Below are 14825 nucleotides of genomic sequence, written 5' to 3' on the forward strand. Positions count from 1 at the left end.
GGATAGCACTTTATCATTTTTCAATCGCACAGATAAAGCGCAGCGCCGGTCAGAGCGCCATTGCCAGCGCAGCCTACCGAGCCGGGGAGCGTCTTTACAGCAGCTACTATGGAGAAGTCAGCGACTACACCAAAAAGGGCGGCGTGATCGCTTCGGAAATCATGCTGCCGCCCCATGCGCCGGAAATATATCTTGACCGGGCGACCCTCTGGAATGCTGTGGAGAACTGCGAGAAACATCCAAAAGCACAGCTTGCCTATTCCTTTGATATTGCCATGCAGAATGAATTGACGCTGGAAGAAAACATGGAACTGGCGAGGAAGTTCGTGCAGGAGCAGTTTGTGGCAAAAGGCATGATTGCCGATCTTGCTTTTCACAGCCCGGAGAAAGAGGACGGCGGTATCCCTAACCCGCATTTCCATGTGATGACAACAATGCGCCCTTTGAACCCGGATGGCACATGGGGACAAAAACAGCGGCGGGAATATCTTCTTGATGAAGATGGAAACCGAATCCGGGATAAAAATGGCGATTATATGTTTAATGCTGTCCACACAACAGACTGGCACGAGCCGGAAACACTGGAACACTGGCGGGAGCAGTGGGCGGCTGCCGTTAATACAAAATTTGAGGAAAAAGGACTGGATGTGCGTATCGACCACCGTTCCTATGTGCGGCAGGGGCTTGACCTGATACCTACTGTCCACGAGGGAGCTAATGTCCGGCAGATGGAAGCAAAGGGCATCCGCACCGAGAAAGGGGAACTGAACCGCTGGATTAAAGCCACCAACCGGCTCATGCAGGATGTGAGGAAGAAGATCAAAGCCCTGTTTGTCTGGATGGCAGAGGTAAAAGAAGAACTTTCCAAACCACAGACACCGAACCTTGCCGACCTGCTGATCGCTTATTACAACCAGCGCAACGCAGGGGCATGGAGCAATAAAGCCAGAACCGGAAACTTAAAGCAGTTTGCCGAAGCCGTCAATTATCTGACGGAAAACAAGCTGCTCACATTAGAGGATTTGCAGGAGCGTCTTTCCTCTGTCAGTGAAGAATTTGAAGCATTAAGCGGCTCCATGAAAAAGAAATCTGCCAGGATAAAGGAATTGCAGGAATTGATACGGGAGGGCGAGAATTACCAGCGGCTAAAACCTGTCCATACGGAATTGAACAATATCAAGTTTAAGAAACAGAGGGAGAAATTTGAAACATCCCACGATGCGGAGTTACGGCTGTTTTATGCCGCCCGCCGTATTCTGAAAGAAAAACTGGACGGAAAACCCATTGCCCTGAAAGCATGGAAACAGGAATACGCACAGTTAAAAACAGAGTATGCCGAACTGTCTCCGCAGCACAAGCCACTCCGGGAGGAAGTCATACGGCTGCGGCAGGTGCAGAACGCCGTAGATACCGCACTGCGCCGGAGGGAGCAGCCACAGGAAGTACAGAGAAAGAAACATGAGATGGAGCTATGATATAACCGGCAGCTTTACCGCTACCGGTATTTTTACGGAGGGAGCATTTGAATGTATTTGAAGCGGTGAAACAGTCTGTTACCACACGGCAGGCTGCTTCATTCTATGGAATCCGGGTGGGGAGAAACGGCATGGTCTGCTGTCCATTCCACAATGACCGCACGCCCAGCATGAAAGTGGACAGCCGCTTTTACTGCTTCGGCTGCGGGGCTTCCGGGGATGTGATCGACTTTGCCGCTTTGCTGCATGGATTGGGGAAACGGGAAGCTGCGGTCAGGCTTGCGGAGGACTTCGGCGTTTCCTATGAGAAATCCGGCAATGCGCCGCCAGATAGGAAGCGTCACAACAGGTCACAGCCCCGGCAAAAATCAGCGGAGCAGAGATTTCAGGAAACGGAACGGTATTGTTTCCGGGTGCTATGCGATTATCAGCGCCTGCTGGAGCATTGGAAAACAGCATACGCCCCACAGCCGCAGGATGCCATCTGGCATCCTCTTTTTGTGGAAGCGTTGCAGAGGATAAGCTACACAGAATACCTTTTGGATATTTTGTTATACGGAGAAATAGAAGAAAAAGCGGCATTGATCGCCGCACAGGGAAAGGAGGTGCTGCGGCTTGAACAGCGAATTTCAGAGCTTGCCGCCGGAAACGCAGGAAGCGGTCAAAAGGACGATGGACACAATGGAACCGGCGCAGACACCGGAAGAAATCCGGGAGACATTAGAGGGGACGCAGAAAGGCGGCGTGAAGAACAGCATCCGAAACTGCCTGACGGTGTTCCAGCGTGACCCGCTGTTTCGTGGGGCGCTGCGTCTGAACCTTTTGACGGAGCAGATTGACATTGTGAAGCCGCTAGGCTGGGAGCGCACCAGTACCACGCTGACCGACATGGACATGAACTACCTGCTTTTGTATCTGGAAGAAAATTACGGGCTTATCAGCGAGAAAAAGGTGCAGAGCGCCATCAAGATTGTTGCCAATGAAAACCGCTACCATCCGGTCAGGGATTACCTGAACAACCTGCAATGGGACGGCACAGAGCGCATCCGTTATGCCCTGCATCACTTTCTGGGAGCCGATACGGACGAATACACTTATGAAGCCTTGAAACTGTTCCTGATGGGAGCCATCCGGCGGGTATTCAGACCGGGGAGCAAGTTTGAGGTCATGCTCTGTCTGGTTGGTGGTCAGGGAGCCGGGAAATCTACCTTTTTCCGGCTGCTGGCAGGCAGGGACGAATGGTTTTCAGACGATTTGAAGAAGCTGGACGATGAAAATGTGTACCGCAAGCTTCAAGGGCATTGGATTATCGAGATGTCGGAGATGATCGCCACAGCCAACGCCAAGAGTATTGAGGAAATCAAGTCATTCTTAAGCCGCCAGAAAGAAACCTACAAAGTGCCGTATGAGACACATCCGGCAGACCGGCTGCGGCAATGTGTATTTGGAGGGACGACCAACCGGCAGGACTTTTTACCCCGTGACCGCACCGGCAACCGGCGCTTTCTCCCCGTGACGGTGTACCCGGAACGGGCGGAGGTTCACATACTGGACGATGAAGCGGCGGCGAGGGCGTATATCGAACAGATGTGGGCGGAAGCCATGACGGTTTACCGCAGTGGGAAGTATAAGCTGTCATTCAGCATGGAAATGAACCGATACCTGAACGCCCATCAGCAGGACTTCATGCAGGAGGACACACAGGCTGGCATGATCTACGCCTATTTGGAGGACTACACCGGCGACAGGGTATGTTCCAAGCAGCTTTATGAGGAAGCGCTGGGGAACTTAAATTCCCCGGCAGACTGGGAGACACGGGCAATCTGCGAGATTATGAATACCGGCATTGCGGGCGGCATCATACAGGGCTGGGCAGCCTACAAAAGCCCGAAGCGGTATAAGAAATACGGTTCTCAAAAAGGCTGGGAGCGTGTCAACCAAGACCCGCCGGAGGGGGACGGTTTTCAGGAAATCACGGAAGAAGAAGCCCGGCAAATGGAACTGCCATTCTGAAAAGCCACCGGTTGACAGTTTGGTTAACGCTTCGGTTGACAGCCGGTTGACGGGGAAAAGCCTGATATTTGGGGCATTTCTCTCCTTTGTCAACCATGTCAACCAAGAAATCAAAGAAAAAGTAAAAAGTAATCATAGAGCGCCTATGGATTGTTTTCAAAGTCTTTTCTGCCGGTTGACACAGTTTGGTTGACATGGAGACAGTCTGCGGCTGTACACCTGCCTGACATTCCCTTGTCGGGCATATTTCATTTATGGAGGTAACTGCCTATGGCAAAAAGCAAAAACGAGAGCAATAACAAAAACAGCGGCACCCTGCTTACCGAAAAAGACGGCACCCAGTATTTTGTCATGGGGAAAGTCCGTATCAAAGTATCGGAGCATTTCGCACAGGATGGGAAGCCGCTTGACAGTCTGCTGGAAGATGTGATCCAGCACGCTGCCGCCGCTTCCTGAAAAAATACGGAATAACGACTGTCAATCAGCCCACGCTTATGATATACTTGTACCAGCGAGTATTGTATAAGCGTGGGTTGTTTCTTTTAGAAGGAGGATTTTTAACCGTGAAACAACCATACAATACAACGATTTATAACACTGCACTATATTTGAGATTGAGCCGTGACGATGAATTACAGGGGGAAAGCGGCAGTATCCAGACCCAGCGCATGATGCTTAGGCAGTATGCCGCAGAGCATGGGCTGACCGTTGTAGACGAGTACATTGACGATGGATGGAGCGGGACAAATTTCGAGCGTCCAAGTTTCCAAAGGATGATTGATGACATCGAGGACGGGAAAATCAACTGCGTTGTCACAAAGGATTTATCCCGTCTGGGAAGAAACTATATCCTGACCGGTCAGTACACGGAAATCTATTTCCCCAGCAAGGGAGTACGCTACATTGCCATCAATGACAATGTGGACACCATCAACGGAGAAAGCGAGCTTGCCCCGTTCTTAAACATCCTGAATGAAATGCACGCCCGACAGACCAGCAAAAAGGTCAAGGCTGCCATGCACACAAGATTTGCCAATGGCGCACACTATGGAGCCTATGCACCGCTGGGCTATGTAAAAGACCCGGACAAAAAAGGTCATCTTCTGATCGACCCGGAAACACGCTGGATTGTAGAGAAGATTTTTGACCTTGCCGTACACGGGAGGGGTGCCGCCAGCATTACACGGATTCTGGTGGAAGAAAAAGTACCTACCCCCGGCTGGCTGAACTATGAAAGATATGGGACTTTCGCCAATATCTACGCCGGTGCGCCCGCAGAAAAAGCCTATGCGTGGACGATAGCACAGGTCAAGAGCATTTTGAAAGAGGAAACCTACATCGGTCACAGCGTTCACAACAAGCAGAGCAACATTTCATTCAAGAACAAGAAAAAGGTGCGGAAGCCGCAGGAAGAATGGTATCGTGTGGAAAATACCCACGAAGCCATCATTTCCGAAGAAGTGTTCCAAAAAGTTCAGGAGCTGATTGCAAGCAGACGCAGACGACAGAAGAATGGCACAACGCAGATATTTTCCGGGCTGGTAAAATGTGCGGACTGCGGATGGTCATTGGCTTATGGTGTAAACAGCCAGAACAAAAATCCCTATGCACACTACCATTGCAGTAAGTACGGACAGGGATTACGCCAGTGTTCCATGCACTATATCCGCTATGATGTACTGTATGCCTATGTGCTTGCAAGACTGCAATACTGGTCTATGATGGTACAGAAAGACGAGGACAAGCTGCTGAAACGGCTGCTCAATGCCAGCGACAGGGAAAGAAACTCTGCGAAGAAAAAGCAGGCTGCGGAGCTGAAAAAGGCAGAGAAGCGTAAAGCCGAGGTTGACGGGCTGTTTGCTAAAATGTATGAGGACTGGTCTGCCGGACGCATAACCGAGTATAACTTCAATATGCTGTCCGAGAAGTACCAGAACGAGCAAAAGGAACTTGAAACAAAAATAAGACAGCTTCACGAAACGATGGAAGCCGCCGTACAGACCGCAGCGGATGCTGAAAAGTGGATTGCCCTAATGAAACAGTATGTCAACCCTGTGGAGCTGACCGCCGAACTTCTGAACACTCTAATTGAAAAAATAACCGTCCACGAAGCTGTCAAGGGCGAGGACGGAAGTCGTGAGCAGGAAGTAGAAATCTACTACCGCTTCATCGGCAAAATCGACTGACCTTTCTTTTTTACCCAACAATATCTTTAATTAAGGGAAACGGGCCAGAGCTATCCGGATATTGCGATCCTCCCCCAGCTGGCCGCATATTTTAACATCAGTATTGACGAGCTTATGGGTTACGAACCCCAGCTGGGGAAAGAGGAGATCCGCAGACTGTACAGCCGCCTGGCGGCCGCATTTTCCCAGAGACCTTTTGGTGAGGTATATGAGGAGTGCCATGAAATGATACGCAAGTATTATTCCTGCTTTCCTCTGCTTCTTAACATGGCGAATCTTTTATTAAACCATTATGCCCTGGCTCCTGATCCGGAGACCGGAAAGGGAATTCTGGAGGAGATTATAAGACTGAGCATCCGTGTAAAAGAAGGCAGCAGGGATATTTTCCTCATACGTCAGGCCAATGTTTTGGAGGCAACAGGCTATCTGGAGATGGGAGAGCCTAAAAGGGCATTGGCTCTTCTGCAGGATACCGTAATGCCTATACTGGGAGAAGAAATCCTCCTTTCCTGTGCATATGAGCAGACCGGCCAGAGAGATAAGGCAGTAGAGACTCTCCAGATAGACATGTACCAGAAGGTGATAGGCCTGATAGGTGACGCACAGAAGTATCTTATGCTTCATATGCATGAGAAAGAGGCTTTTCGGGAAACGGTACAGCGGATGACTGCCGTGTCGGACTGCTTCCGTCTGGACCAGCTGCACCCTATGTCTATGGGGAACCTCTACTATGTTGCGGCTCTTGGATTTCTGTCGCAGAAGAGCAGAGAAGAGGCTTTGGATATGCTGGAGCGGTTTGCTGAGGTATGGATACAGATAGAGCTTCCGGTAAAGCTTCACGGGGATGAGTACTTTGATAAGCTGGGCGGATGGTTCAAAGAATTTGACCTGGGGGATCAGGCGCCTTTAAACGATAATGTAATTAAAAAGAGTCTTCTGGAGGCCCTGTCCCCTGCATCTGGAGTAGGGGAGCTGGCCGGGGACCCCAGATTCGAGCTGCTAGTGAGAAGAATGAAAAATAAGCTGAATTAAGGGGATGGAAGGATGAGAAGCTATACAAAAGAGGAATTGGGAAAAATTTTAAAAGAAAGAAAGCAGGGACAGGTCCTGGAACTTAGAGAGAGCAGCTTTGAAGATATGGATCTGTCGGGATGGGACCTGGGAAACATAGATTTTGGATGGAGCAATTTCAAGAATGTACGGCTGGACGGAGCAATTTTTCGGAATGCGGATCTTTCCAATACTTATTTTCCGGGCTGTTCTCTCAGAAGGGTGGATTTTACAGGAGCGGATCTTGCGGGCACTACTATGAGATTCTGTGATCTGTCGTATTCCTGCATCTGCGGAGCTAATTTATTCTCCGGAGTATTTGAGGGGGCTGTCCTTACAGGACTGGAAGCAGATGAGAACACCAGGTTTTACCGGATGCCCTGCCCCGAGTCCGGCGCCTTTGTAGCTTATAAAAAATGCTTTGACTTCAGAATCGTGCAGCTTTTGGTTCCTGCAGATGCCAGGCGGTGTTCTGCCACGAACCGGGCCTGCAGATGTGATAAGGCTAAGGTGCTGTCCATTAAAAGTGTGGATGAGACCCAGTCATTTCCGGAAGCCAGATCTTATGTAGATGAGAACTTTGTCTACCGGGTGGGGGAGGTTTCCCGGGTGGAAGACTTTAACCCTGACCGCTGGGTGGAGTCTACCACAGGGATTCACTTCTGGATGACCAGAGAAGAAGCAGTCAATTACTAGCAGGAGAGAGGGAAGAGATGAAGAAAGTCAGAAGAGAGGGTACCGTCCGTGTGGAGGATGCGGAGATTTATTTTCGTGTAGTGGGAGAGGGGAGGCCGGTGGTTCTCCTGCACGGAAATGGGGAAGACCATACTGCCTTCCGGGCCCAGATTCAGAGGTTTTGCGAAGAATATCAGCTGGTTCTGATAGACAGCAGAGGGCATGGAAAATCGTCTCTGGGCTGCCGGAGCCTTACCTTTCCCCTGATGGCCAATGATATTCTTCAGGTACTGAATTATCTGGAGATAGAAGCTCCGGTGATTCTGGGCTTCAGCGATGGGGCAAACCTGGCCCTGCAGTATGCTGTCTTGTATCCCGGGCGGCTGAGTGCACTGATAGCAGTCAGCGGAAACTGGACCCCCAGGGGAATGAAATTCTGGTTTTACCAGGGGGTAAAATGGATGCATCTCTGGTGGAGCCTGGCCGCTCATTTTCACTGGAAAGCCCGCAGTAAAAAAGAGCTGTACGGCCTGATGGCCCTTTATCCGAAGCTGACAGAGGAGGAACTTAAGGGTATACCGGTTCCTGCCCTGGTCATTGCGGCTGACAAAGATATGATTCGGGAGTCTCACACAAGAAAGCTGGCAGAACTTCTGCCGGATGCCAGGCTGAAAATTATTAAAAATGCAAATCATATGTCCATATACGGGAGACCCGAAGCCTACAACGTTGTGATTCACAGATTTTTGCGAGAGCTGGAAAAAAAAGACGACGCTTTTTGAGCATCGTCTTTCTTCTTAGAATCTATCAAACGGTTCGTCATCAATCATGTTTGGGTATGACATCCTCACTGCTTTGCGGACCTTCCAGAAATAAGGGATCTTCTGTATCAGCAGTCTGGGGTTTCTCCGGCGCGGGCGGAGCCTGCTTTTCCAGCGGCCACCGTATGGTCACCTTGAACAGATCCGCGTCTGTGGTAATATGCATGGTTCCATTCTGTAAATCTACAAAGCTTTTGGCGATGGCCAGCCCCAGGCCGGAGCCTTCGGTATTTCTGGCGGAATCACCCCGCACAAATCGCTCTGTAATCTCTTCCGGATTAAAGTTTAATTCCTGGGCAGACACATTCTTCATAGTAATCACTGCCTCACCGGAGACGGCCTCCACAGTAATATAAACCCGTGAATGGCTCAGGGAATACTTTAGTATATTGATCAGCAGGTTTTCAAATACCCGGTAGGTTTTCTGACTGTCCAGAGTCAGGCTGATTTTCTCATCCGGGAGATTCCAGCGGAAGTCCAGGGTGGACTGAGAAATCTTATCGTTCAGTTCAAATGCTACCTGCTTTAGAAGATTAACGATATCCACTCTCATTAGATTCAGAGTAACATTCTTACTGGTTGCCTTGCTGATCTCGAACAAATCCTCAATCAGTGCTTTCAGCCGCAGAGATTTTTGCTCCAGGATATCAATATAGGAGCGGTGTATCTCCGGGGAAAGGTCTTCATTTTTCAATAGATTCACATAAGTTATGATGGCAGTGAGAGGAGTCTTCAGATCGTGGGATACATTCGTAATCAAATCTGTTTTCATGCGCTCGCTTTTGACTTCTTCCTCTACCGCTTTTTTAAAACCGGTCTGTATCTTCTGAATCTCTCCTTTAAACGGTTCAAAGACACCTAAATCTTCGTCTATGGTTACATCCAGATTGCCTTCTGCAATGGCATTGGTAGTAGATAATAATTTTTTATATTTCGTTTTTAAATCGTTAAAGTATTTCTGCAGGACAAAGAACAGTACAATGGAATAGAGGATCAGAGCCCCGATTCCGAAGAACCAGAAACTGCAGATGAGAGCCAGTATAATGAAGTTAATTCCCACTATTTTCAAAATGGTACGGTTTAATTTATCCTGAAAATCCAAATGGTCAAATGAGTGATACACTTTGACACACCCCCGTTTGATCCATGCGAAGAAACGGTAGATTAATGTTCTTTCTCTGAAGTACCGCCGCAGTCCAAGGGTAAATATATTTCTGAGGCAGGACACAATCCAATATACCAGGGCAAAGATCAGGCACCACCATAAGAGGTTCCAGGCAATGGATAAGCTTTCAATTACGTACGGGTTTTTGAGGCCGGCCTGTTTTAATGTCTTTGTTACAATTCCTTCATTGGTGATCACCACCAGATGAACAATGGCACTGACAATAAGGCCAAGAGGAACAAAGCCCAAAAGTGCTGCCTCCATGGGTGCCCGGAAAATTTTTTCGTTTCCTGTCCCCAGGGGACGGATAAACGGGAGGAGCAGAGCGGCGATCCCTACCAGGGCCACAAGGAATAGTAATGTCTGGTAAACAACTCCTGAATCAATGTACCCATGATACCTGCTTTCCAGATCCAGACTTAAATAAGCATTGGCGTTTTCCCTTGTCATACCATAGATAAATGTACGGTTTTGAGGAAACTGGAAGGAATAGCTGGCAGAGAGACTGGTGGATCCGTAATAGCTTTCATAGTAATAGTCATCCACAGGATCCTTTCGCCCCAGGGATTCCAGAAGATTAGAGAGCTCTTTGGAATTATTCCCAAAGGTATTGAGAACAGTTAAATTTCCTCCCTGATCGTACTGCATAGCGACACCCCAGAGATATTTTTGATCTTTATCCCTGGTAAGGGACTCCAGAAGACTTCCTGTTACATTTTGATCCAGAATTTGTTCGTTTTCATCCAAGACCTGATACTCCAGATTTCCCCTTACATTGTCGAAGGAGGACTGCCAGGACCGGTATTCCTGAAGAATATTGTTTTTGAAATCTGTCAGTGCCGATGCATAAGCATCCTGTTCGTCCCAGGCTTCTTCCATGCCCTCAGAGACGGAGGCAGCTTCAGCATCCTTTAAATCAGGAAAGAATATCTGATTGGGCAAAATGGTTCGCCCTTCTTTTCTCTGTGCTTCTTCTGTATATAATACGTAATTGCCGTATATTATCTGACGTAAAAATTGTGCATCGGTATAAAAATTTTCTTTGTATGCAGAGGATTCCCGATCCAGAAATGGATATAGGCGTACCATCCCAACGGAAGGCAGCAATATAACCAATAGTATAATCAGGACTGCAAGCTTATGGCTGTTTTTCGATTTTGTATCCAACTCCCCACACCACCTTTAAATATTTTGGATCTTTTGGATTGATTTCTATTTTTTCACGGATATTCCTTACATGGACCATGATGGTATCCGTGTTGACAGCGCGCTCATTCCATACGCGCTCATATATTTCCTCGGCAGAGAAGACTCTTCCGGGATTTTTCATCAAAAGCAGGAGAATCTTATATTCCATGGGTGTCAGCTTTACCGGCTTTCCGTCAACAGTCACCTCCACCGTGTCCTCATTGATTTCCAGGCCGCCGATTACATGAACATTTTCTTTTTGTTCCAGTTTATTCAGAAACATTTTGTAACGGCGGAGCTGGGAATTGACCCGGGCTAAAAGTTCCATAGGAGTAAAGGGCTTTGTCACGTAGTCATCGGCGCCGATATTCAGTCCCATGATTTTGTCCATCTCCTCCGACTTGGCAGAGAGCATAATTACCGGAAAGTCGTAATCTTTGCGAAGCTGCATGGTCATAGTGATGCCGTCCATCCGGGGCATCATAATGTCCACAATGGCCAGATGAATGACTTCTCTGTTTATGATCTCCAGACCTTCCACTCCATCTGCCGCCTGGTATACTTCGTATCCCTGGCTTCTTAAATATATTTCGACACCTTCCCGAATCTCTTTATCATCCTCTACAATTAAAACATGATTAGCTTCCATAATGTATGCTCCTTTGTTTTTCTTTCCATTATACTATATTTTCCCGCAGGGATACATGGAATTTAATTGCAGCACGATTTTGCCTCCTGTCTTTTGGGTATGGGATTAGTATAGGGTATGATTCTAAATTTACTCACGTGGAAAAACTAAAGAATTTCTAAAGAATTTCAAAAAGAGAGGAAAAGATGACTTTGGCGCATAAAAAAGCTGCCGTCATACAAACTCTTATGACAGCAGCAGTGCTTATTCCTTTTTCATTTTTTTGATTGTGTCCATGGCTTCCTCATCAGGCAAAATTTCTCCAAAGTTCCACGGAACACTTTCCCCCACGGATTTAATGGCTACATAGAGAGCAAACTCCTCAACTTTTTCTGTGACAAATGATTTAAAATTATGTAACGTATGCATTTTCTTATGTCTCCTTTTTTACTAAAATTCTCTATCCCCCAGAAACAGAGTTGGCTTTTCTGCCGAATAGCTTTCCGTAAGGAAGAATGGTAAGAGATTCCCAGATACACGGAATCATAATCAGTCCCTTCACAGAATCTGCAGAACTTATCAGAGCTATGATGCCCCAGAAGCTCATAACTATAAGTGCATTTCTCTTCATTTTCTTTCGTATGGATATTTTAGAAATTGGATTGTTCTTGGTATCACAGGGTGCTGACCAATATAACAGAACCAGAACAAAGAAGACGGACAGAATCAGGAATACAGAGTTCCACCTCAGAAACTTACTTACAACAGCGGAGATACCACAAAGTGCGATCATCATGAATGTACAACCTGCACTCGTCCTCATGTGGTATCCCCCTGCTTGGGAGCGCATGCTCCAAAACACTGCCAGTGCAAGCAGTACTTCCTGTCCCAAACCTACTGCTGATGCACAGCCGAGTATAAGGATAAATTTGATGAGAGTATCTATAATTAATTCCAGCCCATATGCCACAACCTTAACACTGTCCCCTCTGACAGCCTTGTCCCTCTGGCTGACGGCAACTTGTCCCGCGAGCTGGCGGCTTAAAGTTTTTATATTCATCCACTCACTATTTCCTTTGCAGCCATTAATTGACAAATACTCCTTTATCCATTACTCTCTAATGAGATACTATCATATATTATTCTAATTTTGCAGTTTTATGCATAAAAAGCGTAATTATTACCCTGAACGTTTCGTATTTAATGTTAGAAGGAAAAACATGGCATCTACATCTGACTTGAGAAGGAGAGTTATTATGAACGTAAACATTTTGACTAACGCCGTATTGTCTATGGCCACTTTGATTTTAGTTTGCACCAACCCGCTTCCCGGAAAACCCCGGCTGCTTCACAGGGGAATCCTTTTTGCAGTGCTGTTCTTTATGTCTATCCTGGTATTTCCCCGTATCGGACAGGCTGGGACTATTGTTTCTCTGTCCATTATTTTTATATTCCTAATGATAACGCAGAAGGGGCACAGGCTGCTGGCTTGTATCTGCTCCCTTTGCGGTTATATTATTTCTATTATGATAAATTATATCCTTCTGATCGGCGCCGATAGGCTGCTTGGCCTGGAGGTGAGTGCACTGGCCACCACGTATCTACTGCCGTTTTCTCTGCTATTTATGGCAGTGAGCGGCATTGCCACCTGGCTGCTGGGGTACTTTCTGCGAAATAAGATTAAGATACAGGACATACAGTTTAACCGACTGAATATTCTTGCTATATGTCTGAATCTAGCCATATGTGTGGTACTGTTTGTGTTTAATATCATCTATGGGGACAGACTCGGATATCCGGCCGAGGTGGTTTCATTTAACGGTATATTATTTATTGTCTATTTCGTGCTTTCCTCAGTGTTGTTTTCGTTTTCTATTTTCAGCATAAAAAAGGAGGAGGCTGCCAAACATAAGCTGGAACGCTTAGAGGCGCTGGAAGGATATACACAGAATCTGGAGAGTCTGTACAACCAGATGCGGGCGTTTAAACATGACTATACGAATATTCTTACGACTATGAGCTGTTTTTTAGAGGAAAAGGATTATGAAGGGCTGCATACATATTTTAATGAACGAATCCTGCCAACCGGGCAGGAGCTGGGACAGAAATCATATTCGGTAGGGATCTTGTCTAATATGGGGATTCTGGAACTTAAAAGCCTTCTATATACAAAGGTAATTCAGGCCATTACCCAAGAACTCTCCCTGTCTGTGGATATTCCCTACAAAGTGGAACGGGTATCCATGGATATGATAGACCTCACCCGTATTCTTGGAATTTTTCTGGACAATGCCCTGGAGGCGGCCGCCATCTCAGATAAGCGGGAACTGTACATTGGAATTCTGCAGGAGGAAGACAGGTGTATCTTTCTGATTAAGAATTCCTGTGACACGGAGAATCTGTCCATGGGCCGCCTGGGCACACCGGGATACAGCACAAAGGGTGAGAACAGAGGAATCGGCCTTTCCAATGTAAACAAGCTTTTGGAGAAATACCCTTCGGCGCTTCTGAATACAGAGTACAAGGAACACATATTCAGCCAGAAACTGGAAATACCGTGCGAAAGATAAAGGAGTGATTTATATGCTGCCCATCTACCTCTGTGAAGATGAACCGGTGCTTCTTCTGAATTACCAGACGGTTATTAAAAACTACTTGTTATTTCATGAAAACCTGGAAATGGAGCTGGTGCTTGCATCCCCGGATCCCAATGAGCTTCTAAAACAGGTGACAGCAAAGCCCCAGACAGCCGTATATTTTTTAGATATCGAGCTGCATTCAGATATCAATGGTCTGGATCTGGCGAAAAAGATAAGAGAGGTGGATCCCCAGGGATATATCATTTTTATCACCTCACATTCGGAACTCAGCTTAATGGCTTTAACCTATCAGGTAACAGCCACGGATTTTATCCTGAAGGATAACCCTCTTCAGCTGAAGGAGAGGCTGGTGCAATGCCTGGAATTGGTACACAGCCGTCACACGCAGAGGCTGGAAACATCCAGAAAAGTCCTTACTGTAAAGATATCCAGCAGGATATTCTCGGTTCCGTTTCATGAAATCATATTTGTAGAAACGCTTTCAGGATCCCACAAAGTGAGGATACATACCTGTAGTACGATCTATGAAACCTATCAAAAACTGAATGAGCTGGAGACATCTATGGACGACCGATTTTTCCGCTGTCATAAGGCCTATCTGATAAATAGAGAATATATCCGGAAGGTAGATAAGAAAGCCCGGATGATCTCTATGGAGGACGGAAGCGTCTGCCCGGTTTCTGCGAGGCAGATAAGAAAACTTTCCGAACTTTTAGGAGTCTGATAGCTCAAAAAGGGGCTGTGAAAAAAGTCCCGTAAAAAAAGAACGCTTTCAGGTATACAAACCTGGAGGCGTTCTTCTTTTTGTGGTAAAATTAATCTACTATGAACAATAATACCGAGAAATATTATACCGCAAAACAGGGAAGGCTGCCACTGTTTTTTTCGGATTGTCTGGATCTCTGTGATCCAGTATTAGCATTTGACAGAATCATGGAGGAGATTGGAATAGAAAGATATCTTAGGCCAGAGCCCTCACATAAACTGGGCCGGCCCGGATATAATCGGGTCAACATGCTAAAGA

14 protein-coding genes and 1 pseudogene are annotated in these 14825 nt (G+C 46.9%); 11 read left to right on the plus strand and 4 right to left on the minus strand.

Going from position 1 to position 14825, the window contains the following annotated elements:
* The first annotated feature begins 2 nt into the window (after nucleotides 1-2).
* From mobQ to BUA56_RS07470, 8 genes are all read left to right on the plus strand, one after another.
* Nucleotides 3-1475, plus strand: a complete 1473-nt coding sequence (gene mobQ, locus BUA56_RS07435; RefSeq protein WP_072850453.1) for a MobQ family relaxase — start codon at nucleotides 3-5, stop codon at nucleotides 1473-1475.
* Nucleotides 1476-1522: 47 nt separating this feature from the next.
* A complete protein-coding gene (locus tag BUA56_RS07440; protein WP_044997810.1) occupies nucleotides 1523-2263 on the plus strand; it encodes a CHC2 zinc finger domain-containing protein in 741 nt (246 codons plus the stop codon).
* Complete coding sequence (locus BUA56_RS07445) at nucleotides 2148-3488, plus strand: virulence-associated E family protein (RefSeq protein WP_117994939.1); 1341 nt, start codon at nucleotides 2148-2150, stop codon at nucleotides 3486-3488. The genes BUA56_RS07440 and BUA56_RS07445 overlap by 116 nt, the downstream gene beginning before the upstream one ends.
* Nucleotides 3489-3758: 270 nt before the next feature.
* On the plus strand, nucleotides 3759-3944 hold the full coding sequence (locus BUA56_RS07450; protein ID WP_004849804.1) for a hypothetical protein: 186 nt from the start codon (nucleotides 3759-3761) through the stop codon (nucleotides 3942-3944).
* Nucleotides 3945-3982: 38 nt separating this feature from the next.
* The gene (locus BUA56_RS07455; RefSeq protein ID WP_004849806.1) at nucleotides 3983-5674 is read left to right on the plus strand and encodes a recombinase family protein; all 1692 of its coding nucleotides are present in this window, start codon (nucleotides 3983-3985) and stop codon (nucleotides 5672-5674) included.
* A gap of 114 nt (nucleotides 5675-5788) precedes the next feature.
* Nucleotides 5789-6706, plus strand: coding sequence for a hypothetical protein (locus BUA56_RS07460; RefSeq protein ID WP_072850457.1), 918 nt, complete (start codon nucleotides 5789-5791; stop codon nucleotides 6704-6706).
* A 12-nt stretch (nucleotides 6707-6718) separates the two neighbouring features.
* On the plus strand, nucleotides 6719-7420 hold the full coding sequence (locus BUA56_RS07465) for a pentapeptide repeat-containing protein (RefSeq protein ID WP_072850459.1): 702 nt from the start codon (nucleotides 6719-6721) through the stop codon (nucleotides 7418-7420).
* Between the two features lie 17 nt (nucleotides 7421-7437).
* Nucleotides 7438-8181, plus strand: a complete 744-nt coding sequence (locus tag BUA56_RS07470) for an alpha/beta fold hydrolase (protein ID WP_072850461.1) — start codon at nucleotides 7438-7440, stop codon at nucleotides 8179-8181.
* 40 nt (nucleotides 8182-8221) lie between these two features.
* On the opposite strand, the gene BUA56_RS07475 is transcribed toward BUA56_RS07470, so the two are convergent.
* The 4 genes from BUA56_RS07475 to BUA56_RS07485 all read right to left on the minus strand — a co-directional run bounded on the left by BUA56_RS07475 (nucleotide 8222) and on the right by BUA56_RS07485 (nucleotide 12261).
* Complete coding sequence (locus BUA56_RS07475) at nucleotides 8222-10552, minus strand: sensor histidine kinase (protein WP_072850463.1); 2331 nt, start codon at nucleotides 10550-10552, stop codon at nucleotides 8222-8224.
* Complete coding sequence (locus tag BUA56_RS07480; RefSeq protein WP_072850465.1) at nucleotides 10524-11222, minus strand: response regulator transcription factor; 699 nt, start codon at nucleotides 11220-11222, stop codon at nucleotides 10524-10526. The genes BUA56_RS07475 and BUA56_RS07480 overlap by 29 nt, the downstream gene beginning before the upstream one ends.
* 243 nt (nucleotides 11223-11465) lie before the next feature.
* Nucleotides 11466-11630 (minus strand): hypothetical protein, encoded by a 165-nt coding sequence (locus BUA56_RS22940; RefSeq protein ID WP_158640990.1) that lies wholly within the window; start codon nucleotides 11628-11630, stop codon nucleotides 11466-11468.
* A gap of 31 nt (nucleotides 11631-11661) precedes the next feature.
* Nucleotides 11662-12261 (minus strand): accessory gene regulator ArgB-like protein, encoded by a 600-nt coding sequence (locus tag BUA56_RS07485; protein ID WP_072850467.1) that lies wholly within the window; start codon nucleotides 12259-12261, stop codon nucleotides 11662-11664.
* Between the two features lie 196 nt (nucleotides 12262-12457).
* Between BUA56_RS07485 and BUA56_RS07490 the strand changes: the two genes are divergently transcribed.
* The 3 genes and pseudogenes from BUA56_RS07490 to BUA56_RS23300 form a co-directional block, all read left to right on the plus strand.
* A complete protein-coding gene (locus BUA56_RS07490) occupies nucleotides 12458-13771 on the plus strand; it encodes a sensor histidine kinase (protein ID WP_072850469.1) in 1314 nt (437 codons plus the stop codon).
* 13 nt (nucleotides 13772-13784) lie between these two features.
* The gene (locus BUA56_RS07495; protein WP_072850471.1) at nucleotides 13785-14525 is read left to right on the plus strand and encodes a LytR/AlgR family response regulator transcription factor; all 741 of its coding nucleotides are present in this window, start codon (nucleotides 13785-13787) and stop codon (nucleotides 14523-14525) included.
* 101 nt (nucleotides 14526-14626) lie between these two features.
* Nucleotides 14627-14825, plus strand: a pseudogene (locus BUA56_RS23300) (IS1182 family transposase); the annotation flags it as partial.

Source organism: Lactonifactor longoviformis DSM 17459 (genome assembly GCF_900129135.1).
GTDB lineage: Bacteria > Bacillota > Clostridia > Lachnospirales > Lachnospiraceae > Lactonifactor > Lactonifactor longoviformis.